The following is a 24,496-nucleotide window of genomic DNA, read 5'->3' as shown; positions in this document are numbered from 1 at the left end:
GGTGTCCGGCAGCGCGCCGGGGAGCTTGAGCCCTTCCTGCTTGAGGGCTGCGAGCAGCGTGCCGCGAAACACCCGGGCCAGCGCCCGGTGGTTGAAGAGGTAGCCGCGCTTGGTGCGCCAGCGCCGGCTGCGGGCGTCCAGGCTTCGCCGGGCATGACCTCGGCACCCGCCGCTTCGCCTAAGCAGCGGCTCGCCGCTCTTCTGAAGACAGAAGGCACACGGTCTGCTACCATTGCGACCGATGAAACCGTTCCGATGGTCACCTACCAAGAATGACCTGCTTAAGCAAGAACGCGGGGTGTCCTTCGAGGAGATCACTGTCGCAGTGGAGGCAGGCGGTTTGCTGGAGATCGTGCTGCACCAGAACCCAGCGAAGTACCCCGGACAGAGGATCATGGTTGTCGAAGTTGCGGGCTACGCTTTTCTGGTTCCGTTCGTTGAAGAGGAAGACCACTTCTTTCTCAAGACCATCATTCCCAGCCGGAAGGCTACGCGAGACTTCATCGCGAAGGAGTCTGACGATGTCTAAGCTTGATCCATACGAACTTGAAGTGCTTGAGGCTTACGAGTCGGGAAAGCTGAAGCCGATTGCGAGCAAGTCCGAACTGCAGCGCATGCGTGCCGCAGCGAGGGCCACTGCAATCAAAGACAAGCGGGTCAACATCCGCCTGTCGTCGGCAGACCTCCTCGACATCCAGGCCAAGGCACTTGCCGAAGGCATGCCGTACCAGACCCTGATCGCCAGCGTCCTGCACAAGTACGCTGCGGGCAAGCTTGCGGAAAAGTAGCCGCCCTTAACAGCGAGATGCTGGCGCTTCGTGCGAAACACCAAAGGTCACTTGCCGACCTGTCCCCGCTCGGCGTTCAGCTCCAGGCTTCAAAGAGCGGTCACTTTCCTCAATTCACCGAGCCAAATCTGGTGACTTCAGCTATTCAAGAACTGGTCGCCGCCGCGCGCTGATGCGCGGCCCTGCCGTTGTCATGCCTACGGTCGAGGAAGACAAAGCAATCACTGCTGCAGCCAGGAGCGATCCCGACGCACAGCCACTGACTCCGAAACAACTGCGCCTTGCGCAGACCGCCCATCGCCTTGATCCAGCCGAAAGGGGCGGGCTTTCCCACAGCCTGTTAACGAACTATGAAGCGTCTTTTTTCTACCGCCTCAACGTTTTGATCGAGGTGCTCCGTGCGGCTTCATTGTGCTGCGTTACGTGGAGCGTTGGGTTGAGCCCAATCGTTTGTACCAAGCTGTGCATGTACGGCCTGATTTCGTCCGGCGGACTTTGCGCGGTACAACGCTTTGTCGGCTTCATGAAACAAAAAATCCTCGCTCTGCTGTTCTTGAGGAATAACCGACAGGTAGCCGATGCTAACGGTTACCTTCTTTGAGTCACCGAAGACCATCTTGAGTTCATCGATTCCCTTCAAAACCGATTTCATGATCTTCCGCAAGATATTCAAGTCGGTATTACCCAGAATCAATGCAAACTCGTCGCCACCGATACGCGCGGCAAGATCGCTTGGCCTGCGCGCATGGGCAAGCAGAGCCTGGCCAACCATGGTCAGACACTGGTCGCCGGCAGCGTGCCCCAATTTATCATTGTAGTTCTTGAAGTAATCGACATCGATAAGAGCCAAGCTCATTGGCATTCGATTACGAATACTGCTTCGCATTTCCTTGTTCAGGAACAACTGAAAGGCTCGTCTATTGGCCAGTCCGGTCAGTGAATCCTGCATGGCCAGCTCTTCGACTCGATTTTCCGCCAATTTTCGCTGCGTGATATTTTGATGGGAAATGACAAACGAGTTCGTGCGATTTTCGCTATGCAACGGGGTGATGCGCATTATGAACCAGCGTTTCTCGTTCGGGCTGTGACAAGGATATTCAAAGTAGAAAAACTTGCGCTCCTTGGCCAGGACACTCGCAATGCCTTGCAACGCATCGCTGGCAAGACTATCGCCTGCGGCAACCGAACTGGAGAGGGTTTCGAGATAGTTGTGGCCCACGCACTTGTAATCAGACGGCAGCGCATTTTCGATGCCGAAGTTTTGCCAGGCCCTGTTGACCTCAATAATGTTGCCCATTTGATCAATCACGGCGATCTGTTCTTCCAGTGTCTGGAATACATCTGTATGCAAGCAAGATGGCAGTTTCATGATCTATAAAGTCTTACAAGACATTAAGTGAGCAGCCTAACAAGCTGGTGAGAAACCCTCGAAATTCTTCCGGATCATGGCCTTCCGCTCATTTCTTCCGGCACCGGAAGTACGCATTGGCTCTGCATTCAGGGCTCTTTCACCCTCGCGTTCCGCAGCTCGCCAAGTGCGGACTTACCTGTGCTCACGCGGCCACCTGCCGCATCAGATTCAGCAGTCCGGTCAGTTTGTAGGCCGCGAATGCGAACAGCGCATGACCGACAACTTCTCCAGCGCCTTGTGCCGCATCGTGCGCAGACCGCCCAAAGTCTTGATCCAGCCGCAGGCCTCTTTGATCATCTTACGACGCTTCAGAAGCTGGCCCATGCTTCGATCATCGTGCCGTCGACGCTCAAGTCTGATCGGACACGAAGCCCTGCCACTGGCCCCAGAGGCAGCACGCGGCGGAAAACCGGGCGCGCAATATCGTCGTCGAGCGGCCGGTCGCGGTTGATGCTGAACACCGAGCAATCGCACACCACATCGTCCATTGCCACGCCGATACCCCAGCGAAACAGCAGGTTGTAGTTAAAAGTAAAAAGACGATTCGAGGTGGACATCTGGAGGTGGAAGTCTGCCTCGAAACTTGCGCCCGGCAACAGCGGCTGGGTGTCTTAACGCGTGCTACAGCCGCCGTGTTTGCTTCCGCTTCGCTGCGGCCAATCCGCGCCTGAGCGTGTGCGTTGATTTGTGGGACGTGCTATTCCAGCGACTTTTCCCCCGTCGGCACCGGTGCCGCCTCGTCCGGCTCCTTCGGCGTGTCCGAGTTGTGATGCACCTTGTGCGTCTTTTTCCCCGGCTGCGGTGTTTTGTCGGCGTCGGGGGCGATGTCTTCGCCGTGTTTCTTCTTTTCCTGGCGCACCTTCTTGTCGTGCGCAATATCGCGTGGGTCTGTCATCGCCTGTTTCCTTCGCTGGTTGATGGGCTTCCTCACCGGCCACGCGTGCCATCCGGCGGCACTGCAGGCTGTCGCATAACGAAAAGCGCCCGACCCGCATGCCACGGCATCGTGAGCTCACTGCCTGGCGAGCAGTTCATCGCGTCGATGAAGCGCTGCGTGCATGCTGCGCGCGGGCAGACCGACTGTCTGTCGGGTGGCGCACAAGGGCGCGGTTGCGAGTGACGGGCGGGCGGCGGCACGAAACGCCCCTGCCCCATGAAAAACGGGGCGCCCCGGCGTGCCGGAGCGCCCCGTTTCGGGTGCGCGGCATGACGACGCTGCTTATCTGACCTTGGCGCGCATCGCGGCTTCTTCCTTTTCGATCCACAGCTTGAGCGTTTCGACGTGCTCGGTTTCTTCGCGCACGAATTCCTTGGCGACCTTGCGGATGTCCGGGTCTTCGGTGGTGCTCGCGACGGCGTAGTAGAACTCGAAGCCGCGACGTTCGCCCTGCAGCGCGGCCTTCAGCCCGTCCAGACGCGTCAGTGCGGGGTCGCCGGCCCACAGCGCGGTCATTTCCGGTGACGAGTTGTCCGGCCAGGACGAGCTGGCGGGCAGTTGCACGGTCACGTCGTAGCGGGCGCACTTCGCCTTGGCTTCTTCGAGGTGCATGCGCGAGTACTTGGCCAGCTGGGTGAACAGCAAAGCGACGTCGGCGTTGCCGCAGGCGGCCATCGATTCGGCGAGCTGGTCGTAGTGCACAGCCGCATCTTCTTCGACCTTCACCGAATAGCTCAGGAACTCGTCCAGCGAGCGGATCTGCACGCCGCCCTTGTAGATCGCGGCGGCGATCGACAGCGCCGGGCCCTTGCCGGGAATCGTCGTATCTCCTTCAAACGACACAATGATGTCTTCGTTGCGGACGAAGCACTGGCAGGCCAGCCGATGCTGCGGCGGCATGTCGTTGACTTCGGCGTCCATGATTTCTTCCTTGCTGATCTTGCCCATCTGGCGCAGCACTTCCTTTTCCTTCTCGGTCAGCGCAACGCCATAGCGCACGCGCCTGTCGACGTGGCTGACTTCGACGATGCAGGACGCGCAGTCGCCGTCCTGACAGTCGAACGGAATGGGAATCTTGTGCGCCTTGGCGAGGCCGAGCAGCGTGCCGCGGTCGCCCGCGACGGCATAGACGGTGATGTCGCGCGGCATGGCCGGCGAGGTGAATGTAACGTTTGCCACGTGAGTACTCCTGTTTGAGGGGTGGAACCCTCGAACCGCAGGAAGCATGCCGCCAACGGGCCGCGACGTTGACGAGGATCAAGCGGACGGCATTCAGGTGCGGTGGGCGCAGGATCGTGGTCGCCGTCGACTAGGGGAGACGCCCCGCATCGATCCGCCAGCAAGCCGCCGTGAAATGCACGGACGCGCCTTGCACCCAGGGCTGGAAGGCTTCGTGCAGCGTTTCGATCACCTTTGCGCGGGTGGCCGCATCGGTCTGACGCAGCGCAAGTCCGACCGGACCAAGCAGGGTGAAATAGGCTTCGAGATCGGCCAACGGCAGCGTGCATTCGATGTCCAGAGGCGAAATGTCGACGTCCTGCCACCCGCTGCGCTCCAGCACTTCGCATATATAAGTGCGATCGGCGAAGGCGAACTGGCCCGACGCCCCCGGGCGACGTGCCTTCAGTGCGGGCAGCAGCGGGGCTGCCGCACGCTCGGCGGCGGTCATGAAGAGATTCTCGGCGGTGCCGCGCCAGGCGATGGCACTGAGCGCACCGCCGGCCCGTACCGCGTTGTGCAGATGAGCGAAGGCGGCGACCGGATCGTCAAAGAACATGATGCCGAAGCGCGACACGACGAGGTCGGCGCCGGCCGGCACGAAGGCATGATGCGCGGCATCGCTGCAGACGAAGCGCGCCGCCGAGCCGCTGGCCGCCGCGCGCTCACGGGCCGCAACGATCATCGGCGCGGACACGTCGACGCCAAGGCAACGCGCCCCCTCGCCCAGCACGTCGGCCAGCGCCAGTGTGGTCGCGCCGGTGCCGCAGCCGACGTCGATCACGCTGCGTGCCGACATCGACCGCGCATGACCGACCAGCAGGTCGGAAAACGGCGCGAACATGGCGTCGAGCATCGGTTGCGCCTGCACCCAGGCCTGCCCGGCCGGCCCGTTCCACAAGGCAGTTTGCGCATCGTCGCGCGTCGTTGCAGCATGCATTGAAGCGTCCATCATCGTCTCCCGTGACTTGCCCGCGAAGTGCGGTGTGCGCACTATGCAAACTCAAGTCGACTTGAGGTCAAGCCCCATGAGTGATCTGGATATCGCCGAAGTGGCGCAACGTGCCGGCGTCACGGCCGCGACCCTGCGGTTCTACGAGGAAAAGGGGCTGATACGTTCGATCGGCCGGCGCGGCCTGCGCCGCGTGTTTGGCGACAGCGTGCTGGAAAGACTGGCGTTCATTTCACTTGGCCGCGCTGCGGGTTTCTCGCTGGCCGAGATCGGCCGCATGTTTGCACCGGGCGGCACGCTGGACATCGACCGCAGCCTGCTGGCTGAACGCGCGGACGAACTGGACCGCACGATACGCAGGCTGGGCGCACTGCGCGACGGTCTCAGGCACGCTGCCGCCTGCCCGGCGCCGAGCCACATGGAATGCCCGACCTTCCGCCGCATCCTGCGCGCCGCCGAATCGAAATCGCTGGAAAGGCACATCGCGTCGCCGCGCAGCAAGATCTGAACTCAACCGGCAGCGCACCGCCCGAAGTCTTGCGCTTCAATGCCGAACCACGCCAGGCCCGGCGTCTTTTCGACGACGATGCAGTCGCCGTCAAGCCGGTAGCTCAGTTGCAGATGGTGGCGCGGAGCGGACAGCACGGCCGGATTGAACACGGCGAAGTTCTCGCCCTCGGGCCGGCGCACCGACTGCACCAGCAAGCCCGGATGACCTTCGCGGTGGATGCGCGCGCCGACCGACTGCGGAAAGCTGTAATCGGCCGGATGCAGCAGCGCCGGCCAGTCGCCGGTGAGCGGCCGGAAATCGAGCAGTGCGGCGGCACAGCCCACGACATACACCTTGCGCTCGGCCACCACCGATTCGCGCTCGAAGCCGGCGTCGGCGAGCAGTCCCTGGCGCCAGTGCCAGGCGGATTCATAGACGGTCGTGTCGACCGACTCCGAGCCGTACCACACGCCGTGGCGCCCGTCTGAATAGCGGCTGGCCTGCCAGTTCTGGAACGGCCAGGCGATGGCGTTGAACCACTCGGCGTCTTCGAACGGACGGTGCAGCACCGGCGTGGGCGAGCGGTAGGGCGGCGGCTTGGCGTCGCCTTCGACCTTCTGCGCCAGCGCCCATTCGGCCGGGTCGTCGGTGAGGTCGTCGAACAGATCCTGCGAGGTGCGCAGCGACACGATGTTGCGGAACACGTCGCGCTGCACCTCGGCCAGCGCGAGGCGGGCGAACAGGTCCCCCAGATTCACTGGCCGCGTGCCCGGTCGAGATAGGCACGCACCATCAGCAGACCGGCGAAGCCCCATTCCCGGATCACCTCGACCGGACTCAGATTGTCAAAGGCGCGGTTGCGGGTGCTGATCCAGCGATAGACGAGGTCGCGGTTCTGCGGAAACAGCAGTCGAAGATTCTTGTGGATGCCCAGCAGATGACCGACCCGCTCGTACTGATCGCGGCTGGTGCCGATCGGCTCGCCGCGCCGGTAGCGCGCCAGCGCGGCGCGGTTGCTGGCGGCAATCCCGAGCAGCGCGGCCTGGTCTTCGGTGGATAGCTTCCAGTGATCAAGCAAGGTCATGACCATGCGGGCCAGCGCGCCGCGGTCTTCGGAAGCGCTGACACCCTTGTCTGCAACGGCGCCCATGGGCGGCTCCTGTCGGATCGGGATGGAAATGTCAGGATAGCACCCGTTCGTTGTTAATCAAACAATAAGTGTTTCGATAAATCAATGGTCCGCACGTGCGCTCAAGGAGTACGCGGATACTGCAGAGGCACAGACGGATCGTGTCCGGCCGTGACGATCCCGTCCCCGGTCCGGTCCGGACCGGCAGCAATCCATGCGCACCCCGCAATTCGCCATCGCCGCGCCGGCCACGACCGCTTGATTTGAATCAAGCTGCGCGCACGCCGACGCCGCGCTGTCATCAATCCGCCATGTGCGCGGCCAAGACTGGATGTTTGAACCCGCACGAACTGCCGCATGCGCAAGGAATCCGCCGTCGAAGCCCTCGGCCAGCAATCATTGCTGATGCCGGCCCGCATCAAGGCGGCGCTGGCCGCCAATGACCGGCTCAAGCTCAGCCTGACCATGCTGCAGGCGGCAGCGGCGCACGCCGCCGACCGCGAAGCACCGGTCGCCGACTGGGCGCCGGACATGCGCCAGGCCGGCCTGCATGACGCCACCTGGCTGCGCGAACTGGTCAGTACCGCCTACTTCGACGACCACACGCTGGTGCTGCCGAAGATTGCCCTGCTGGCCGAACTGCTGCAGACCGATCTCACGCTGATGGCGCGCCCGGTGTGCGATGGCGGCACGCCGGGCGACGCCGAGCTGCAACAACGGCGCGACGACTGGCTGGCCCGGCTCGGTACGCTGGCCGAGCGCGAAGGTCTGGACGGCGACGGCCTGCGCGCGCTCACCCACGGTGACCGTCGCGGCGGCGACAGCCTGCACCTCCTGGTGATGGACCTGCACCGCCGGCTCAACACGCTGTCGGCGCAGATTGCGACCGAGAACATCGATGGCGCGCACGCCTGGCAGATCAAGCCGGACGACAGGCCGCTGATCCAGGCCTTCATGCGCGGCATTGCGCGCACCGCGCCGCTGAAGTTTTCGCACCCGGGCCTGGACACCGCGGTGACGCGCGACCACAGCCGGCTGCTGATCCAGAACGACATCGGCACCAATGACGTGCACGTGCTGGTGATCGAGGTCGAACCCGGTCGCATCGCACTGACCTATTCCGACCTGCACGCCGGGCGCTTCGACTTCTTCTGCCGCATGCTGGCCGACCTCGGTTTTGCATGGACGGTGTCAGCGCCGCGCGTCAGCAGTGACCTGAACGCCGGCAAGCCCTATCAGCTCGGCCGCGCCGAACTGCGTACTCGCGGCACGCGCGCACTGTGCGACGCGCTGGAGCGGCTCGCCTCGCGCATCGTGTTCGTGATCGACTGGAACCGTGCCCGGCGCCGGCTGCAGATCTTCGTCGACAAGGCCGGCACACGCGACCTGCTGTGGCAGGCGGCACGCGAGGAGTGGGGCCACATGGCCTGGCTGCTGGCCGGCGGCGAAGAACTGGTATACGGCGCGATGCGCGCAGCCGGGGCCGATGTATTCCGCGTCGGCGACCGGCTGGACGCCGTGCTCGGCCGCGACGCCGCGCGCGACTATCTGGCTGCGCTGTTGCGCACCTCCAGCCAGGCGCTGCTGGCGCACCAGCCGGTCAATCAGGTGGCCGACGAAGCGCGCCTGCTGCTCGCGCGTTTGCTGGCCCGGCGCACGATAGAACTGGATCTGATCGCCGAGCACGCCGCCTGGTGCCACGCGCTGGCGCAGGCACTGGGCGAGGCGCTCGACGGCGCCGGCGATGCTGCCGCGCTGAGCACGCGCGCGAAGGACTGGGAGCGGCGCGCCGACCGCCTGCTCACCGAAGCGCGCCAGCGTGCCGAGCGGCAGGCGCGCTGGGCTGCGGTGGTGGATCTGCTGTCGCAGGCCGACGACGTGGCCGACGCGCTGGAAGAGTGTCTGTTCATCCATTCCATGCTGGAAGCGCCGCCGGTCGATGGTGTACCCGTCGAGGTGCGCGACGCGCTGCGCCTGTTGTGCGACACCACCACCGCGGCGATCCAGGACTGGGTGCGCGCGATCGAAATCGCGCGTCATGTCGGCGGTGCCGGTGACGCGCGCGACGGCGAAAGCTTCCTGCAGACGCTGTGGCGCATGCTGCGCGCCGAGCGCCTTTGCGACGAACAGGCACGCCAGGCCCGGCGCGCCATCGTGCGCACGCTGCATGCCTCGCCGGCGGCATTTTCGCTGGCCACTGATCTCGCGGCAACGCTGGAAAAGGCGTCCGACGCCCTGCTCGCCGCGGGTTATTCGCTGCGCAGTCTGGTGTTCTCGCGCAACGGAGATGCCGCATGACAACGCACGCGAAACACGGCTTTCTGATCGGTTGCGGCGAAGCGGAGCAAGCCGACGCCAGCGCCGCCACCATGGGATCCAAGGCGTGGAATCTGCTGCGCATGGCCGGCGCCGGCCTGCGTGTGCCGCCGGCCTTCGTGCTCGGCACGCACTGGACCGGCCACCCCGACACCGCAATCGAACACGCATTCGCCAGCGGCCTGCCGGCGCTCGAACAGGCGGTCGGCCGCCGCCTCGGCCACGCCGCCAGCCCGCTCATCGTGTCGGTACGGTCGGGTGCGGCGGTGTCCATGCCGGGCATGATGGAAACGCTGCTCAACATCGGCTTGTCCGACCGCACGCTGTCCGGCTTTCTGCGCCAGACCGGCAACCCGCGTCTGGTCTGGGACGCCTACCGCCGGCTGGTGGCGAGCTATGGTGAAGTGGTGGCCGGCCTGCCGGCAGCGCTGTTCGAAAGCGAGCTGGAGCGGGTGGCACAGGGGCGCGACGAGCGCAGCCTCGATTTCGGCGAACTGCGCGAACTGACGCGCCGCTTCCTCGATCTGTATGCCGCCGGCGCCGGCAAGCCTTTCCCGCAAGATCCGGGCGATCAGCTGGCGGAGGCGGTGCGCGCGGTGTTCGCATCGTGGAGCGCCGACAAGGCTGCGACCTATCGCCGGCTCAACGGCATCGCCGCCGACATGGGCACCGCGGTGACCGTACAGGCCATGGTATTCGGCAACTGCGGCCACGGCTCGGGTGCGGGCGTCGGCTTCACGCGCAACCCGGCCACCGGCGAACCGGGGCTGTGGGTGGATTTCCTGTCCAATGCGCAAGGCGAGGACGTGGTGTCGGGTCGGCGCAGCGCGCACGGACACGAGGCGCTGGAACAGCGACTGCCAGCCGCCTGGGCCGATCTGCAGCATGCCGCCGGTGCACTGGAATCGCTGTTCGGCGACATGCAGGATTTCGAATTCACGGTGCAGGATGGCGTGCTCCACCTGCTGCAGTCGCGCACCGGCAAGCGCACGCCGCGTGCCGCCGCGCGCATCGCGCTGGACTTGCTGGACGAAGGCGTGATCGACGCCGACACCGCGCGCCACCGCACCGCCGAGCTGGACGACGGCGACCTGCAGACCATGCGGCTGGTGTTCAAGGGTCACACCGAACCGGCCGAGGCGCTGGCCTGGGGCATGACTGCGAGTGCCGGCATCGCCAGCGGCGAAATCGCCTTCGACGGCGAGCGCGTCGCCGCCCGCGTGAAGGACGGTGCGCGCGTCATCCTGGTACGCAACGATGCGGAAACCGCCGACATCGGCGCGCTCGAACACGCGGCAGGTCTGCTCACGCGCAACGGGGCCCGCACCTCGCACGCCGCGGTGGTGGCGCGCCAGCTCGGCAAGGTGTGTCTGGTCGGCTGCGACGCGCTGCGCATCGACCTCGACAAACGCCGGCTGCACATCGGCGAGCAGCGTTTCGACGAAGGCGACGCCATCACGCTCGACGGCAACTCCGGCGGCATCCACGCCGGCACGGTGCGCAGCGAGCGCGTGCCGGACCGCCCGCTGATGGCGCGACTGCAGGCGCTGCGCGGAAAGCCGGCGAAGGCGCACGGCAAGAACAAACGCTGATCGGCAGGACCGCATTTTTCCGGTGGACATGGCTGGCGCAACGTTCTGCCGGATCGATGCGGCCGGCGCGCCGACACGTCCGTGTAACCCTGTCGTTACCGGGGTGACGCATGAGCGCGCCACGCTTTCGCGATGCGCACCCACGTCACTTTCGTACTGCTGCCCGGACTCGATGGCAGCGCATCCTTTCTGCGCCCGCTGATCGACGCGCTGCCCGCGTGGATCACGCCGCGCGTCATCGATTACCCCCGCGAAGGCGCTCAGGACTACAACACCCTGCTGCGCCACGCGCTGGCGCAGACCGCCGATCTCGACGCCTACTGGCTGCTCGGCAGCTCGTTCGGCGGGCCGCTGGCATTGCGGCTGGCCGCGACCGATGCGGCGCGGGTGTGCGGTGTGGTGTTGTCCACCACCTTTGTCCGCATGCCGCAGCCGCAGCGCGCGAAATGGGCGCCGTTCGCCAGCGCCCCGGTGATCGGTGCGCTGCGCACGGCACGCCGGCTGCCGGTCTGGTTCGGACGCCGGCCGTCCGATCCGTTCCGCATCGCCAAGGCGCAAACCTGGCGCCACGTGTCGTCGCGCGAACTGGCGGCACGCATCCGCACCGTCATGCACGAAGACGCCCGCGCCCACCTCGGCGCGCTGCGCATGCCGCTGCTGTGCCTGGCTGCCACCGCCGACACCGTGGTGCCGGCGCACAACCTGGACGACATCGTCGCGCTTCGACCGGATGCCGAAATCGCAACGCTGCCCGGCAGCCACATGGCCCTGTTCCATCAGGCCGGGCAGGCGGCGCAGCACATCGTCCGGTTCATCGAAAAAACCGACGGCGAAGTGTTTGATCGCACCCTGCGCGCTCATCGCCCGACCTGTCCGGGCGCATGACGGGCATCTGATTTCGCCGCGCGTGACCTTACCGGGGTCGCCCCCCTCGGTAATTGTCGAGCTGCCGCAAGGTGGCCGCCGGCCGGGCCCGTGGGTACAGTGAGCGCTTTCCCGGGTGAGCTTTCCTTTTCATGGCAATGCAGATTGACTTCGACCTCGATGACGACGGATTTCGCCGGCGTTTCGAATGCATACCCGTTTCCAGTCTGCTTCAGGACGATCTGTACGGACGCGCCATGGCGCGGGTCCAGGGACTGCGGCCGCGCTGGGGTCTGATTCGTGACGGCAACCACGAGCTGGGTGTGGTGCAGGTACTGGAACGGCATGCGCTGTCGGGCCTGCTCGGCGCCGTCGTGCTCGACCGCGGGCCGCTTTGGCTTCCGCACACCGATGGCACCACGCACGCCGGAGACTTCTTCCGCGCGTTCTCGCGCACCTGGCCGCGCCGCATCGGACGGCGCCGCCGCATCATTCCCGAACTGCCTGCCGGCGCGCACAGCATGGCGCTGCTGCGCGCCGCGGGCTGCCGGGCGTTGGCCGACACGCCGGCGGCCGGCTACGCCACCTTCATCGTGGCTGCGGATGAGCCGGCGGCCTGTCGACATCGGCTACTGCCGCGCTGGCGCCATGCGCTGGACAAGGCCGAAGACGCGATCGCTGACGGTCGGCTCGTCGTGCGCTGGCTGCCCGCGCGGTCGCGCGTGGCTGACCTGCTGCGCCTGCATCTGGTGCAGCGCGAGGCAGCGGGCTATCGCGGTCCGACGGTCGCCGAACTGCAGCGGCTGCTGATCGACTACGCCAAGGCCGGCCAGCTGCTGATCGGCGAAGCACGCGAAGCCGGCAGTGAGGCGCCGTGTTCGATGATTGCGCTGTTGTGCCACGGCATGACCGCCACCTACCAGATCGCCTGGAACAGCGATGCCGGTCGTCGTCTGAACGCGAACACTGCGCTGCTGTGGTCAGCCCTCGATCAGCTGCGCGAACGCGGCATCGCGCACCTGGATCTGGGCGGACACGATGCCCGGCATTCGCCGCTGCTCAGGCGCTACAAGGCCGGACTGGGCGGGCGCGAAATGCTGCTGGCCGGCATGCACGACTGAATCGACGTTCGATCGAAGCGACGAAGACCCTCACCCGGGAATCGGGGCGCGCGTGCGGGTGGCGCATCGGCATGCGACGCCGGCCGACAACGCGTGACACTCTGCGCCACGAACGGCTTCTACCGCCCCCCGAGGCCGGCCACAGGCCGTCTGATCCGTGCGCTTTCCGGGCCGACGATATAATTCGCGCTGATACCCGGGAGCGCACATCATGAAGAAAATTGATCAGTTGTTCGAAGCCAATCGCAAGTGGGCGGCGCGGATGCAGGCCGATGATCCGAAGTTCTTCGAACATCTGGCCACGTTGCAAAGCCCGGAATACCTGTGGATCGGCTGCTCCGACAGCCGCGTGCCGGCGAACCAGATCGTCGGGTTGATCCCCGGCGAGGTGTTCGTGCACCGCAACGTGGCCAACCTGGTCGTGCAGACCGACCTGAACTGCCTGTCGGTCATGCAGTACGCGGTCGACGTGCTGAAGGTGAAGGACATCCTGGTGGTCGGTCACTACGGCTGCGGCGGTGTGCGCGCCGCGCTGCACGACATGCGCTATGGCCTGATCGACAACTGGCTGCGCAATGTGCAGCACGTGCGCAACCACCACCGCGCCCTGCTCGACGCCGTGGCCGAAGGCGAACTGCAGGAAAACCGCCTGTGCGAGCTGAACGTGATCGAGCAGGCGGTGAACGTCTGTGAAACCACGGTGATCCGCGACGCCTGGGCGCGCGGCCAGGACGTGCGCGTGCACGGCTGGATCTACGGCCTGAAGGATGGCCTGGTGCGCGACCTGCGCATGGAAGCGGGCAACGAGGAAGAACTGCGCGACAACTACGATCTGGCGCTGAAGTCGCTGGATTGACCCCTTTGGCGGATGGGCGACGGCGCGCCGATGTGGATCGTGAAACGGTTGACCGAAAATCCAGGGTTGGCGTGAAACTTCACGCGATCTGCCTGGGTGCGTGGCCCTATGCGAGCTTTACTTCTTCCAGCAGCGACGGGTGACGGTCCAGTACCTTCAGCAATTTCACCAGCGCCAGCGGGGGTTTGGTCTTGCCGTTCTCGTAGCGCGAAAAGGCATTGACGCCGCCGCCAAAAATCTCGGCTGCCTCGCGCTGATCGAGCTTCAGCTTCTTGCGCACGCGGGCAATGAATTCCGGATCGACGATCGCCGCATTCACCTGTTTCGCGAAGTCGCGCATTTCCTTCATCACACGCTCCGATTCGGTTGCATCAAGGATGGATTCCGCGCATGCGGGGCAGAAGTCGCCAGTGACCGCCTGGATGACGGTCATTTCACCCTTGTAGGTGTACTTGATGTCGCGCGTGTCGTGCATGAGCTCCGCCGCGCCGCAGACTGGACATTTCATGTTTACAGCTCCTTGAACGACACGACGAGTACGTCGTCAACCACCGTCAGTTTCAGGTAGACATCACCGACGGAAGTGGCGGGACGATAGACGTCCTGCCAGATCGTGTGATCCGCATGCGTCGTCATGCTCTTGTAAAAATCACCCGGCTTGAGTGCCGCCACCACAGCCAGCATGCCCGCGTAGTCCAGACCCAGCTCGCTGGCCCCGACACGCGCCGTGTGCGTGGTTCGTACCTTTCCCGCATGGATCAGCCTTTTGATCACCGGCAGAGGGCAATGTGCCGTCTTTTTCTCCATGGCAGTGAAATTAACCTATTGGGTTGTATTTTAGCAAGTTGGTTAATTTCAAAACAAACTGCCCTTTGGCTGCAGACATCAGGCGGTCAGCGTCGACCTTCAAGTGGCGATGCTGTGTGCTGCCAACGTATTCGTCCGGCCAACCCATCTACATCCGGAAACAAGGACGACTGATGAACGCCAAGCCGGTACAACTCGTACCGAAGACGTTCCTTGGCGGTCGCCGGAAGACGTCAGGTCTAACAAATGCGCGAGAGTGGATATGCTTTCGACAGGCATACAGATCTACCTTGTTTTGCCCGGCGCCACATCCACCACCTCGATCACCGCCCCAGGCTCGCCGACGGTGCGCAGTTCGGGCCGGTACATGTCTTCCATGAAGGTGCCGGGTACGGTGTAGCGGCCCGGGGTGACGACTCTCACCATATACACAAGGTTGATCGGCGCGCTGTCGAGCTTGAGGGCGGCGACGAAGCGGTCGTCGCGGAACTCGCGGTGCTTCACGCGGTTATCGGTCATCGTGTCGGCGATGCGCAGCGACTGGCCCTTCGGCATCTGCAGCGAAAACTCCGACGCCTGCGGGCCCTGCGACAGGTTCTGGTTCTCGATCTCGAGCCCGGCGGGCAGGCGGTCGACCAGCAGGGCGTCGTCGGCGCGGCGGGTCGGCTTCACTTCGACCCGCACCAGCATGAGGTCGCCCACCTTCAGCGCGCGGCCGTCCCACGGCCGGCCGTCGGCGTCGAACCAGCTGCGCTGCACGCTGCCGAGCCGGTTTTCGGGCGGCGGCGTGACCTTCGGGTAGCCGCTGGATTCGACTTCGACGTACAGCGGGGCGTCACCGGTATTGACCAGCGCGACGCCGCGCCGCGCGGCCGGGGCGTCGACCGGCAGCATCATCGACTGGGCACCGCCGTAGCGCTCGCCACCTTCGACCTGCAGCGCCCACGGCTTGCCGGCGCCCAGCCCCGCGGCGCGGCCGGCCATGACGAGTGCGATCTGTTCCTGCGTGGACAGCCAGCGCCGCTGCGCGCTGTCGGCCGACAGTTCGAACAGCAGGTTGGCGGCGCGGTCGAGCTTCACGTCATGGCGCGACAGCAGCGCGTACAGCATGGCGCGGTCGCGCAGCGGACTGCCGTAGTCACCGAGCCACTCGTATTCGTTGTCATTGCCGCTCAGGCCGTACGGCTTGCCGAGCGCTTCGTCAAGCGCGACGCGCGAACGCGCCTCGTCGCCCATGAGCTTCAGCGCCAGACCCAGGTGGGCCAGCGCGAGCGGCGACTTCGCCAGCTGACGGTGTTCGTCGTGCAACAGGCGCAGCGTCGCGAGTGGCGCGCGCTGTTCGCGCGCCAGCACATAACCCAGGTGTGCGGCGTTGGCGAAGCGCGTGTGCGCGCCGCGCACCAGATCGGCTTCACCTGGCTGAGCGGGCTGGACAAGCGTGCGCACCGGCAAGCGCGGCATCTGCGACGGGGCGAGCTGGAATTCCTTCAGCATCCAGTCCTGCATGCGCCGGGCGAAATTCTCGGGCACGGTGAAGCCGCCTTCGCGCGCGTCGATCAGGAAGCCGGCGACATAGGCGGTGATCCAGTACTCGTATTCGCCGCCGCTGCCCCACATCGTCATGCCGCCCTGCGTGCCCTGCATGCCGGCCAGCCGGCCGATCGCCGCTTCGACCAGCGCGGCGCGCTCGGCGCGGGTGTGCGGCTTCAGGCCCAGTTCGGCGGCATAGGCCTCGTCGATGATGACGTGCGGCCAGGCGGCACTGACCGTCTGTTCGGCGCAGCCGTATGGATAGCGCAGCAGGCCGCGTACCTGTTCGCGGATGTTCAGCGGCGGGCTCGATGCGGCGGTCACGTTGAGCGACGCGGACGCCGGCCAGAAGCTGTCGAGCACCGACGCATCGACGACGTGGCGCGCCCCGGCGTCGATCTTCACGCGCCGCACCTGCCGCTGCAGGGCGACCGGTGGCGTGACCTGCAGCGCGGCTGCGCGCTCGATGTGGATGGGTTTGACACCGCCGGTGGCGTCGAGCGTCAGCGTCAGTCGCGCCAGCCCTTCTGCTTCGACCGCCTCGGCGGCGAAGCGCAGGGTTTCGCGCTGCCTGGGCGCCAGCGTCAGCGTGCGCGTGCCGTCATCGATGCGCGCCGGCGAGTCGGCCGACAGCGCCAGGCGTATCTGCTGCGACGTGTCGGTCAGATTGGTGACTTCGAGCGCCACGGTGGCGCGGTCACCCGGCGCGATGAAGCGCGGCGTGGACAGTTCGGCCACGATGGGCGCGGCAACGACCAGCTCGCGTTCGCCGCGGCCGAAGCGATCCGGCGTGGAGGCGACGGCCATCAGGCGCAGGCTGCCGTTGAAGTCGGGCAGCATGAGCGCGATGTTCGCCTCGCCCTTGTCGTCGAGCTTCACCGGGCCGGAGAACAGATCGACCAGCTTCACCTTCTTCGGCATGCTCTGCGAATCGCGCATGCCGGCGTCGCCGCCCCACTTGAGCTTGCCGCGCGTGCCATCCATCTTTTCGATCAGCCGACCGTAGATGTCGAGCAAATCCGGGGCGTAGCGCTGCTTGCCGAAGAAATAGGCGTGCGGGTCGGGCGTGGCGAACTGCGTGATGTTCAGAATGCCCTGATCGACCGCCGACAGCGTGACCCAGGCCTGCTGGCCGGTCGCGCCGTCGACCTTCACCTTCACCGTCGTTTTCGTTTCCGGCTCGACCTTGGCCGGTGCCTCCAGCGCCACCTTGAGCCGGCGGTCTTCGCGCGCCAGCGGAATGTGGGCAAGCCCGAGCGCACGCGCCGGTGTCACGCGGCTGCCTTCGCTGCCTGGCCGGAACGCCAGCACGGAAACATAGAGGTCGTGGCGGTTCCAGCTCGCGTCGAGCGGCAGATTGATGGCGGTGCCGGCAGCGCTCACCTTGACGCGTCTGGCCCACAGCACGCGGTCGCCCTCGATCAGCACCAGCGCCTCGCCGTCGTGCGGCGGCGTGAGGTGCGCCTTCACCGTGTCGCCGGCGCGGAAGGGCGCACCTTCCAGACGGATCTGCACGCGGTCGGGCCGGTTGCCGAGCGCCTCGTCGCCCTGCGCGCCCCAGCCGGCGTAGAAGCGGTAACGCATCGTCAGCCCGTGCTGCGGGTCGTCGATTTCCAGCCGGTAACTGCCCCAGGTGACCGGGAAGGCGAGCTTGCCCTGCGTCTTCAGCGCAATGGTGCGGCTGTCGACCAGTTCGTCGGCGTCGCTGAAGCCGGAGTGCCAGCCGCGCTGGTCGTCGAAGCGCCAGTAGTACTGCCGCTCTTCCTTGAACAGCCGCACGTTGGCCTTGTCGAGCGCGGACAGCGTGCCGTCGGGCAGGAAGCGGCCGACCTCGAATTCGGCCAGCGACGATTCGCGCGCCACGTCGGCTTCGAACAGCGGACGCACGCCGATCAGCGCGGGCGCCGGCCACCAGGCACGTTCGATCGAGCGCACCACCGGCCGGCCACCGGATTCGAGCAGGCTCAGGCTGGTGCGCAGGCGCAGCGGCGAGCGCGCGGTGCCCGGGTCGTACGGCACCGCCAGCTGTGCGGCGCCGCTGTCGTCGAGCGCGGTTTCTTCCAGCTCGCGCCGGCCCTTGAGCGCGTCATCGGCGAAGTCGCCGAAGATGAAGCCGGGTTTCTGCGGCAGCGCAAAGCGCAGGCGCTCGGTGGCGAGTGCGCCGAGCAGGCGGTTGCCGGCGGCCGGCGTGCCGAACAGGTAGTCGCCCTGCACCGCGATGTCGAACGGTGCGCCATCGGTCAGCACGCCCTCCGCACTGGTCAGCGCGAGCTTCATGCGCTCCGGAAGGAATTCCTCGACCTTGAAACGCATGATCGCGTCCGGCCGCTTGGCCCCCGGATCGGCGCGCAGTTCCAGCGTCCAGGCGCCGGTCTGGGCGTCACCGGGAATCGCCAGCGTGTGCCGGAAGTAACCGGGTTGCTCGCCCGACGGCTGCCACACGCGCTGGCTCACCGTGCGCCCGTCGGGGCGCTTGAGCAGCACACTGACCGGCTGCGCGGCCACCGGTTTGCCGTCGGCATCGCGCGCCAGCACCGACACGTCGAAGCTTTCGCCCGGCCGGTACAGGTCGCGCCCGCTCCACACGAACAGCTTGTTGTTCGTCGGCAGCAGGCCGGCGGTGTCGAATTCGGACAGGTCGAGTGCGGCTTCACCCAGCGACACGACCGACAGCTCGCGACCGCGCCGCGCGATCACCAGCCGGGCATCGGCCGGAACGGTGTCGAAGGTCGCGCGGCCGTCGCCTTCGGCCTTGACCGACGCGACGCGCTTGCCGTCGCCGTCCAGCACCTCGAACTCGACGCCGTCGAGCGCCGCGCCCGAGCGCAGCGACGTGGCGAAAGCATCGACGCGGCTGCCGTTGCGGTGCAGGTGCAGGCCGATGTCGCTGACGTAGAAATAGGTGGTCTGGTAGTCGCCGGAAAAGCTGCCCGGCACATTCATCACCGCGACGTACACGCCCGGCTCGCGCAGTTCCTTGATGTGCTCGACCGGCAGGAAGCTCACGTGCCGGCGGTCGCGCTTGTCGTCGGTCTGGAAGCGGCCCAGATACACGCTGGACGACAGGTCCTTCAGCTGGTCGATGTACCAGCCTGAGGTGCGACCGCGCAGGTCGACGGTGCCACCGCCGTAGTATTCGCCCTCGTACTCGCCTTCGCCTTCGCCCTGCGCGCCCTCCTCGTCGGCGCTGCGGCGGATGCCGTACACCTTGTCGAGAAAGGCCGGCAGCTGGGCCGGCTCGACGCGCAGGAACTGCACGTCGACTTCGGGCGTGTTGATGGTGACCACCGGCAGGCCGCCGTTCTGCCCGGCCGGCAGCACGGTGCCGCGGCTGGCGAAGAAGAACGCCGGCGGCATGTCTTCGACCAGGGTTTCGCACTGGTGGGTGCCGGCGAGCTGATCGCCGGCGCGCGACGCGACGCCGACCGCCACATCGATGCGGTAGCGCCGCTTCGGCAGCACACCGGAAAAATAGGCGATGCGCGGGTTGTCGCCGACAGTCCAGTTGCCGGCGACCTTGCCGCTGGCGTCGCGGCTCGCCTGACTGGTTTCGCCCTCACCCAGATCGGTGACCGTCATCACTTCGCCCAGCGGCAGCTTGCGTGCCAGCGGCCGGCTGAAGGTGACCGCCAGCGCCGGTCCCGCGTCGCGGCTGCGCGCGTCGCAGCGCAGCACCGCGAACGGCGTGTCGGGGTCGTCGCCAATGGCGGCGATCGGCGCGCCAGGGCTGCGCGTCGTCTGCCACCACAGCCCCGCCGCGACCGCGGCCGCCAGCACGAACAATCCCGCCCAACGCTTGCCGCCGCCTGCCTTCATGACCGTGCCCGTTCCGTCTGTCATCGCCCGCCGCGATTATCCGCGATCCGCACGATGATCATGCGAACCCGTGGGTGCAGAACTTGTGGGAGCTGTTCCTGTGGGAGCGGCGTCCCCGCCGCGATGCTCGCTGAGCACGGTGCGCTTCCGGTTGGACGCCCGGGTGACCTGCAGCTATGCTTTCGCGCCCGGAAATCAATCGCTTTCAGCCATGCCCCTGATCGAACTGCAATGCTCGCGCCCGGAAATGAGTGCCGAAACGCTGCGTACCAGCCTGTCGGTGTTGCTGGCGCGCCTCTACGAACGCGACCGGGGGCTCGATGCAGCGCATCTGCGGATGTTGGTGCTACGCGACGACACAGCCGGTTCGGCCGGTAGCGCGCCACCACTGTCTCGCGAGGACGAAGCGGGTGGATTCACGATCACCTTGTCGGCACCGTTCGTCGAACAGTCGCTGGCGGGTGAACCGGAACACGTGCTGCAGCTCGTGCATGCACTGCATCGCGAGCTGTGGCGCGGCGAGCTGGCGCTGGCACCCGCAGGCGAGGCAGCAGGCGATGCGCTCACCGTACAGTTCGCACCGATCGCCCGACTGATGCTGGACGAATACCGCGCCAATCGCGCCAGCGCCTGGTCGCTGCCGGCCGGCGCCGATCTGCTGTTGCCGCATCTGCTACGCCTGCTCGACGAACTGCCCGACGCCAGTCGGCGCGCCCTCGCCGACTACCGTGCGGACGGCGATCTGGACACGCTCACCGGCCTGGCGATGGCGCGGCTGACCCATCTGATGCAGACCGTGGCGTTCAGCCTCGGCTATCTCGCCGGTCTTGAGCGCAGCGCGGCGGACATCGCACCCGAGCTGAAAGCCGGGATCGACGCGTCGCTGATCGGCCGCGAATGGCCGCGCATCGCGGCCCTGCTCGCGGGCGCAGCCGCTGGCGAGGGCGACGCGCGCGCGTTGCAGATGAACATGCTGACGACGCGCATCATCGCCGTGCTCGGCAGCATGGGCCTGCATGCGCGCACGGGCGACGACGGCACCATGTGGATGGACGTGGCGGCGACGCTGCATTAGCGGACGTCCGGCGGCAGCCACGGGGGCACAGGATCACTGCAGGACCACTCGTCACGGCAAGAAAACCGTCACGTGACGATCAAGCCATTGCAACGGGCGTCATCTAACTTCGCGGCTCGGCAAGGTCACGCATCACGGATGCGGACCGGTTTGCCGAATGACACAGTCCCGCGAAAGCACGGATCGCACCGCACAAGGCCCCAGGATGACACCCCGAATTCCACACCAAGCCGCCAACGACACCCGCTTTCATCCGTTTCCGTTCGCCCGCCCTGCGCCGCGGCTGACCCTGATCCAGGCCGCGCTGCCGACGCCACTCGCACAAACCGCGCACCGCGCCTCCTTCGCCGACTTTGAATTCCCGATCGCCGACTGCGAGGCTGATCTGACCGCCGCCGCTGCGCTGGTCGAGCGCTGCTACGGCTGGCGTGGATATCCGGCGCAACGGCCCGAATCGACGACCGGTGAAACAACCTTGCTGGCGCGCTGGGCCGGCCGCCTGGTCGGCACGGTGACGGTGCGCTGCGGTGTCACACAGCGCCTGCACGCCGAAACCGGCTTCGCGGAACACGTCGGCGCGTTGCGCGAGCAGGGCTGCCGGCTGATCGAATACACGCGCTTTGCGATCGATCGCGACGTGCTGGCGCGCGCCGGGCAGGACATCGATCTCGCGTTCGAAATGATCCGCCGTGCGCTGCGGCTGGGCCGCGTGTCGCTGGACGCGACCGATGCCGTGATCGAGGTGAATCCGCGTCATGTGCGCTACTACCAGCGCGCGTTCGGATTCCGTCCGTTCGGAGTTGAACGCCGGTGCGAACGCGTCGGTGCGCCGGCGAGGCTGCTGCATCTGAAGCTGGCGGCGGCCGACTCGGCCAACCGTTCGGTACTCGCGCTGCACTGAGTCAGCTTGCCGGGAGGTCGGCAACAGCGGGCGATCAGCGCACCGGCAGGATTTCCGACGCCACCGCCTCGCCCTGAACGCCCCGGAAGCCCAGTGCGTGCAGTGCAGCCAGCGTTTCGGCATGTTCCACCGCGACCGCGACGGGCAGGATGGACAGCGCGGACGCGATGCCGGTCAGCGAGGACACGTAGGCGCCCGAATCCGGATTGAGCAGGGCTTCGCGCGTCAGCGTGACCGAGAACTTCACGTGTTGCGGCCGCAGGCGGCGCAACAGGCTCAGTGCGTTGGCATGCAGGCCGAAGTGCTTGATGCCGATTGCCAGCCCGCGCGACTGCGCCAGCTGGGCAAAGGCTTCGGCCGCGTCGGGGTCACCGAGCAGGGCGACTTCGGAAAATTCGAGGATGAAACTGCCGCGACGTGCATCGTGCCGGTAGCCGCCGACCCAGCGCAGGATGTCGGGATCGCTGAGCGCCGCGGCGCTGACGTTGACCACCGTCGCCAGACCGTCGCGTCGCGCCTGCGCGTGCTCCAGCGCGCGCATCAGGCAGGCGCTGTCGAGCGCGGCCGATACGCGGGCTTCCCCTGCATAAGTCATGTATTCGGCGGCGCGGATCAAGCGGTCGCCCGCATCCAGTGCGGCGCGCAGTTCAATGTGCAGTGCACGGGTTGCACCGCTGGCCTCGAGCACGCGCGTGGCCTGCGATGCGAAGGCGATGCGCCCTTGCCCGATGAGGTCCCGCACGATGCCGCGCACCGCACCGCCTGCCGATTCGATGTCCTGCGCATGCGCGAGCGGGAATTCGTGCGTGTCGCCTGGCAGCCACAGGTGCAGCGCGCGGTCGGCCGCGGCCAGCCAGCGCGAGGCGTCGCCGTCGCTGCCGCAATCGGCTGCGCCGCCGCGCCAGGCAGCGGGATCAGCGGTGCCGGCGGCACGCGCCAGCCCGTTCAGCCGCGCGCGCAGTGCCGCAAGCAGCTGACGCGCCGGCGCTTCGGTGGTATCGACGAGCAGCGCAAAACAGGCGCCTTCGACCCGGCCGCACAGGCCGCCATTGGCAGCGTCGCGGATGTAATTTGCAGATTCGGTCAGCAGGTCATCAACCGTCTGCCGACCGTACTGATGATTCAGATCTTCCAGCCCGTCGATGCGCAGCAACGCGAGCCAGCCGGTGCGCTGACCGGCTTCGATGCGGGCTTCGAGTGCCGCACGGAAGCCGCGACGGTTGGCCAGCCCCGTCAGTTCATCGACCAGCGCCTGGTCGCGGAAGCGCTCTGCGCGGGAGGATTCGGCGTCGAGCGCCTGTGCCAGCGCACCCAGCATGCGGTTGAAGGCGCCAACCAGCGGCTGCAGTTCGGTCGGCACGCGGGCTTCGTCGATCGGCATGAATTTGCGCGAAGCGGCCGCCACGGCCGAGCGCTGGACGCGACGCAGCGGCCTGAGTCCCCAGCGCAGCGCGGCCAGACCGAGCGCGCCGGCCACCGCCAGCCCGCCGCCCATCCACACCAGCAGGGTTTGCGCCACCGTCCATAACTGAAGGTAGGCCCAGTGCGGATGCGGTTCGACCAGAACGCTGCCGGCGATGCGCCAGCCGGCCATGATGTCGGCCGTCTGGGCGCCGGAGGCCAGCGGCAGCAAGTCGACGAACCACTGCGGTGCGCCACCGTCGAGCCGGGCCGGTGCTTCGCGGCTGGCAACGATGCGCTGCTGCGCGTCGCGCACCGCGATGCGCCGCAGATAGCTCTGGTCGAACACCGGCTCGACCAGACTTTCGGCGTTCTGCAGCGACGGTACGCCACCAGCGGTCAGCGCGACGGTCAGCGACAGCGCGATCGACTGTGCCTGACTGGCCATCTGCGCTTCGACGCGGTCGCGCGACACCCACAGCGCGGTCAGCAGGGCCGCGACGAAAGCCGCCACACCGACGCCGATCAACGCCGCCAGCAGACGCACGCGCAGACTGTTCATCACTTCACCTCCGCACGCACGCGGTCGAGCAGTTCGCGCCACTTGCGCAGTTGCTGCGGCGAACCCAGTTCGCGGTCGCCACCGCCTTGCACCTTCCAGACGCGGTCATCGTTGAAGCTGTACACCGGCGTCAGGTCGGGCCGCTCGGCAGCCGGCATGAAGCGCTTTTCGAGATTGTCCATCACCCACGGCTCGGCGCCGGGTTCCGGATAGTAGGCAAGCACCATGTGGTTTTCCAGACGGCCTTCGCGCAGCAGACGCACATAAGTGATGCGCAGCTTTTCGGCCGGCATGCCCAGTTCGCGCAACGCGAAGTATTTGGCCAGCGCGTAGTCTTCGCAGTCGCCGGCGGCGACCGCAGCGAACTCGACCGGCGTCGCCCAGTAGTCTTCCGATTTCCAGAGCACCGGGTCGGTCACGTAACGCGCCCGGTTGGCGATCTGGTTGATGCGTTCGACGCGCAGTGCCTCGTCGGCGATGAGGCCGGCAGCGTTCAGCGATTCGGCCAGTTCCGCCATGCGCGGCCCTGCCTTGCTGCCGAATCGCGCGTCCATGCGCTGTTGCAGTTCAGCGCGCACGACCAGCAGATAGCCCTGATAGGTGAAGGCCGTGGCCTGCGCTGCGCCGACGGCCGTGACCGCCACGAGCGCACACGCGACCCAGCCGCGCGCGCGAGGCAGGCGGCGGGACAGCGATATTGACGGGTTTGTGGCGGCCGGCATCCGGGAAC

23 protein-coding genes and 1 pseudogene are annotated in these 24,496 nt (G+C 66.4%); 10 read left to right on the top strand and 14 right to left on the bottom strand.

Features of this window, described 5'->3' with window-relative positions; all coding sequences use genetic code 11:
• A pseudogene (locus Q8Q80_RS06365) lies at positions 1-132 on the bottom strand (IS91 family transposase); the annotation flags it as partial.
• Between the two features lie 109 nt (positions 133-241).
• Here Q8Q80_RS06365 and Q8Q80_RS06360 point away from each other — a divergent pair.
• Positions 242-529: a BrnT family toxin gene (locus Q8Q80_RS06360; RefSeq protein WP_305632112.1), complete on the top strand. Its 288-nt coding sequence runs from the start codon at positions 242-244 to the stop codon at positions 527-529.
• Entirely contained in the window at positions 522-788 is a 267-nt protein-coding gene (locus Q8Q80_RS06355; RefSeq protein ID WP_305614517.1) for a hypothetical protein, read from the top strand. Before Q8Q80_RS06360 ends, Q8Q80_RS06355 begins: the two co-directional genes overlap by 8 nt.
• A gap of 406 nt (positions 789-1,194) precedes the next feature.
• On the opposite strand, the gene Q8Q80_RS06350 is transcribed toward Q8Q80_RS06355, so the two are convergent.
• The 6 genes from Q8Q80_RS06350 to Q8Q80_RS06325 all read right to left on the bottom strand — a co-directional run bounded on the left by Q8Q80_RS06350 (position 1,195) and on the right by Q8Q80_RS06325 (position 5,306).
• Complete coding sequence (locus Q8Q80_RS06350; protein ID WP_305632111.1) at positions 1,195-2,157, bottom strand: diguanylate cyclase domain-containing protein; 963 nt, start codon at positions 2,155-2,157, stop codon at positions 1,195-1,197.
• 222 nt (positions 2,158-2,379) lie between these two features.
• A complete protein-coding gene (locus tag Q8Q80_RS06345) occupies positions 2,380-2,523 on the bottom strand; it encodes a hypothetical protein (RefSeq protein ID WP_305632110.1) in 144 nt (47 codons plus the stop codon).
• Positions 2,508-2,756 (bottom strand): hypothetical protein, encoded by a 249-nt coding sequence (locus tag Q8Q80_RS06340; protein ID WP_305632114.1) that lies wholly within the window; start codon positions 2,754-2,756, stop codon positions 2,508-2,510. The genes Q8Q80_RS06345 and Q8Q80_RS06340 overlap by 16 nt, the downstream gene beginning before the upstream one ends.
• 140 nt (positions 2,757-2,896) lie before the next feature.
• A complete protein-coding gene (locus tag Q8Q80_RS06335; RefSeq protein ID WP_305614519.1) occupies positions 2,897-3,094 on the bottom strand; it encodes a hypothetical protein in 198 nt (65 codons plus the stop codon).
• A gap of 324 nt (positions 3,095-3,418) precedes the next feature.
• The gene (locus Q8Q80_RS06330) at positions 3,419-4,315 is read right to left on the bottom strand and encodes a 2Fe-2S iron-sulfur cluster-binding protein (RefSeq protein ID WP_305632109.1); all 897 of its coding nucleotides are present in this window, start codon (positions 4,313-4,315) and stop codon (positions 3,419-3,421) included.
• A 130-nt stretch (positions 4,316-4,445) separates the two neighbouring features.
• A complete protein-coding gene (locus tag Q8Q80_RS06325) occupies positions 4,446-5,306 on the bottom strand; it encodes a class I SAM-dependent methyltransferase (RefSeq protein WP_305632108.1) in 861 nt (286 codons plus the stop codon).
• Positions 5,307-5,382: 76 nt separating this feature from the next.
• On the opposite strand from Q8Q80_RS06325, the gene Q8Q80_RS06320 reads away from it, so the two are divergent.
• Positions 5,383-5,814, top strand: a complete 432-nt coding sequence (locus tag Q8Q80_RS06320; RefSeq protein WP_305632107.1) for a helix-turn-helix domain-containing protein — start codon at positions 5,383-5,385, stop codon at positions 5,812-5,814.
• A 2-nt stretch (positions 5,815-5,816) separates the two neighbouring features.
• Here Q8Q80_RS06320 and Q8Q80_RS06315 read toward each other — a convergent pair whose 3' ends face one another.
• Both Q8Q80_RS06315 and Q8Q80_RS06310 read right to left on the bottom strand, forming a co-directional pair.
• A complete protein-coding gene (locus tag Q8Q80_RS06315) occupies positions 5,817-6,554 on the bottom strand; it encodes an RES family NAD+ phosphorylase (protein WP_305632106.1) in 738 nt (245 codons plus the stop codon).
• Positions 6,551-6,946 carry an MbcA/ParS/Xre antitoxin family protein gene (locus tag Q8Q80_RS06310; RefSeq protein ID WP_257081542.1) on the bottom strand — a complete coding sequence of 132 codons (396 nt, stop codon included), beginning with the start codon at positions 6,944-6,946 and terminating at the stop codon, positions 6,551-6,553. Before Q8Q80_RS06310 ends, Q8Q80_RS06315 begins: the two co-directional genes overlap by 4 nt.
• Positions 6,947-7,282: 336 nt before the next feature.
• Here Q8Q80_RS06310 and Q8Q80_RS06305 point away from each other — a divergent pair, with 336 nt between their 5' ends.
• The 5 genes from Q8Q80_RS06305 (at position 7,283) to can (ending at position 13,674) form a co-directional block, all read left to right on the top strand.
• Positions 7,283-9,223: a hypothetical protein gene (locus tag Q8Q80_RS06305; protein ID WP_305632105.1), complete on the top strand. Its 1,941-nt coding sequence runs from the start codon at positions 7,283-7,285 to the stop codon at positions 9,221-9,223.
• Positions 9,220-10,833: a PEP/pyruvate-binding domain-containing protein gene (locus Q8Q80_RS06300; protein ID WP_305632104.1), complete on the top strand. Its 1,614-nt coding sequence runs from the start codon at positions 9,220-9,222 to the stop codon at positions 10,831-10,833. The genes Q8Q80_RS06305 and Q8Q80_RS06300 overlap by 4 nt, the downstream gene beginning before the upstream one ends.
• 132 nt (positions 10,834-10,965) lie before the next feature.
• The gene (locus Q8Q80_RS06295; protein ID WP_305632103.1) at positions 10,966-11,718 is read left to right on the top strand and encodes an alpha/beta fold hydrolase; all 753 of its coding nucleotides are present in this window, start codon (positions 10,966-10,968) and stop codon (positions 11,716-11,718) included.
• Positions 11,719-11,849: 131 nt separating this feature from the next.
• Positions 11,850-12,818 carry a GNAT family N-acetyltransferase gene (locus Q8Q80_RS06290; protein ID WP_305632102.1) on the top strand — a complete coding sequence of 323 codons (969 nt, stop codon included), beginning with the start codon at positions 11,850-11,852 and terminating at the stop codon, positions 12,816-12,818.
• Between the two features lie 211 nt (positions 12,819-13,029).
• Positions 13,030-13,674: a carbonate dehydratase gene (gene can / locus Q8Q80_RS06285; RefSeq protein WP_305632101.1), complete on the top strand. Its 645-nt coding sequence runs from the start codon at positions 13,030-13,032 to the stop codon at positions 13,672-13,674.
• Between the two features lie 106 nt (positions 13,675-13,780).
• Here can and Q8Q80_RS06280 read toward each other — a convergent pair whose 3' ends face one another.
• The 3 genes from Q8Q80_RS06280 to Q8Q80_RS06270 all read right to left on the bottom strand — a co-directional run bounded on the left by Q8Q80_RS06280 (position 13,781) and on the right by Q8Q80_RS06270 (position 19,851).
• Positions 13,781-14,182 carry a type II toxin-antitoxin system MqsA family antitoxin gene (locus Q8Q80_RS06280; RefSeq protein ID WP_305632100.1) on the bottom strand — a complete coding sequence of 134 codons (402 nt, stop codon included), beginning with the start codon at positions 14,180-14,182 and terminating at the stop codon, positions 13,781-13,783.
• Between the two features lie 2 nt (positions 14,183-14,184).
• On the bottom strand, positions 14,185-14,481 hold the full coding sequence (locus Q8Q80_RS06275; RefSeq protein WP_305632099.1) for a type II toxin-antitoxin system MqsR family toxin: 297 nt from the start codon (positions 14,479-14,481) through the stop codon (positions 14,185-14,187).
• Between the two features lie 285 nt (positions 14,482-14,766).
• Entirely contained in the window at positions 14,767-19,851 is a 5,085-nt protein-coding gene (locus tag Q8Q80_RS06270) for an alpha-2-macroglobulin (protein WP_305632098.1), read from the bottom strand.
• A 187-nt stretch (positions 19,852-20,038) separates the two neighbouring features.
• Between Q8Q80_RS06270 and Q8Q80_RS06265 the strand changes: the two genes are divergently transcribed.
• Together Q8Q80_RS06265 and Q8Q80_RS06260 are read left to right on the top strand one after the other, a co-directional pair.
• The gene (locus Q8Q80_RS06265) at positions 20,039-20,902 is read left to right on the top strand and encodes a hypothetical protein (RefSeq protein ID WP_305632097.1); all 864 of its coding nucleotides are present in this window, start codon (positions 20,039-20,041) and stop codon (positions 20,900-20,902) included.
• A gap of 205 nt (positions 20,903-21,107) precedes the next feature.
• Positions 21,108-21,803: a hypothetical protein gene (locus Q8Q80_RS06260; protein ID WP_305632096.1), complete on the top strand. Its 696-nt coding sequence runs from the start codon at positions 21,108-21,110 to the stop codon at positions 21,801-21,803.
• Positions 21,804-21,837: 34 nt separating this feature from the next.
• Here Q8Q80_RS06260 and Q8Q80_RS06255 read toward each other — a convergent pair whose 3' ends face one another.
• Together Q8Q80_RS06255 and Q8Q80_RS06250 are read right to left on the bottom strand one after the other, a co-directional pair.
• Positions 21,838-23,766: an EAL domain-containing protein gene (locus Q8Q80_RS06255; protein ID WP_305632095.1), complete on the bottom strand. Its 1,929-nt coding sequence runs from the start codon at positions 23,764-23,766 to the stop codon at positions 21,838-21,840.
• Positions 23,766-24,488: a transglutaminase-like cysteine peptidase gene (locus tag Q8Q80_RS06250; RefSeq protein ID WP_305632094.1), complete on the bottom strand. Its 723-nt coding sequence runs from the start codon at positions 24,486-24,488 to the stop codon at positions 23,766-23,768. Before Q8Q80_RS06250 ends, Q8Q80_RS06255 begins: the two co-directional genes overlap by 1 nt.
• Between the last annotated feature and the right edge of the window lie 8 nt (positions 24,489-24,496).

The sequence above is a fragment of the Methyloversatilis sp. genome, from assembly GCF_030698125.1.
In the GTDB taxonomy this organism is placed as follows: Bacteria; Pseudomonadota; Gammaproteobacteria; order Burkholderiales; family Rhodocyclaceae; genus Methyloversatilis.
This window is presented reverse-complemented; position numbering and strand designations above follow the sequence as displayed.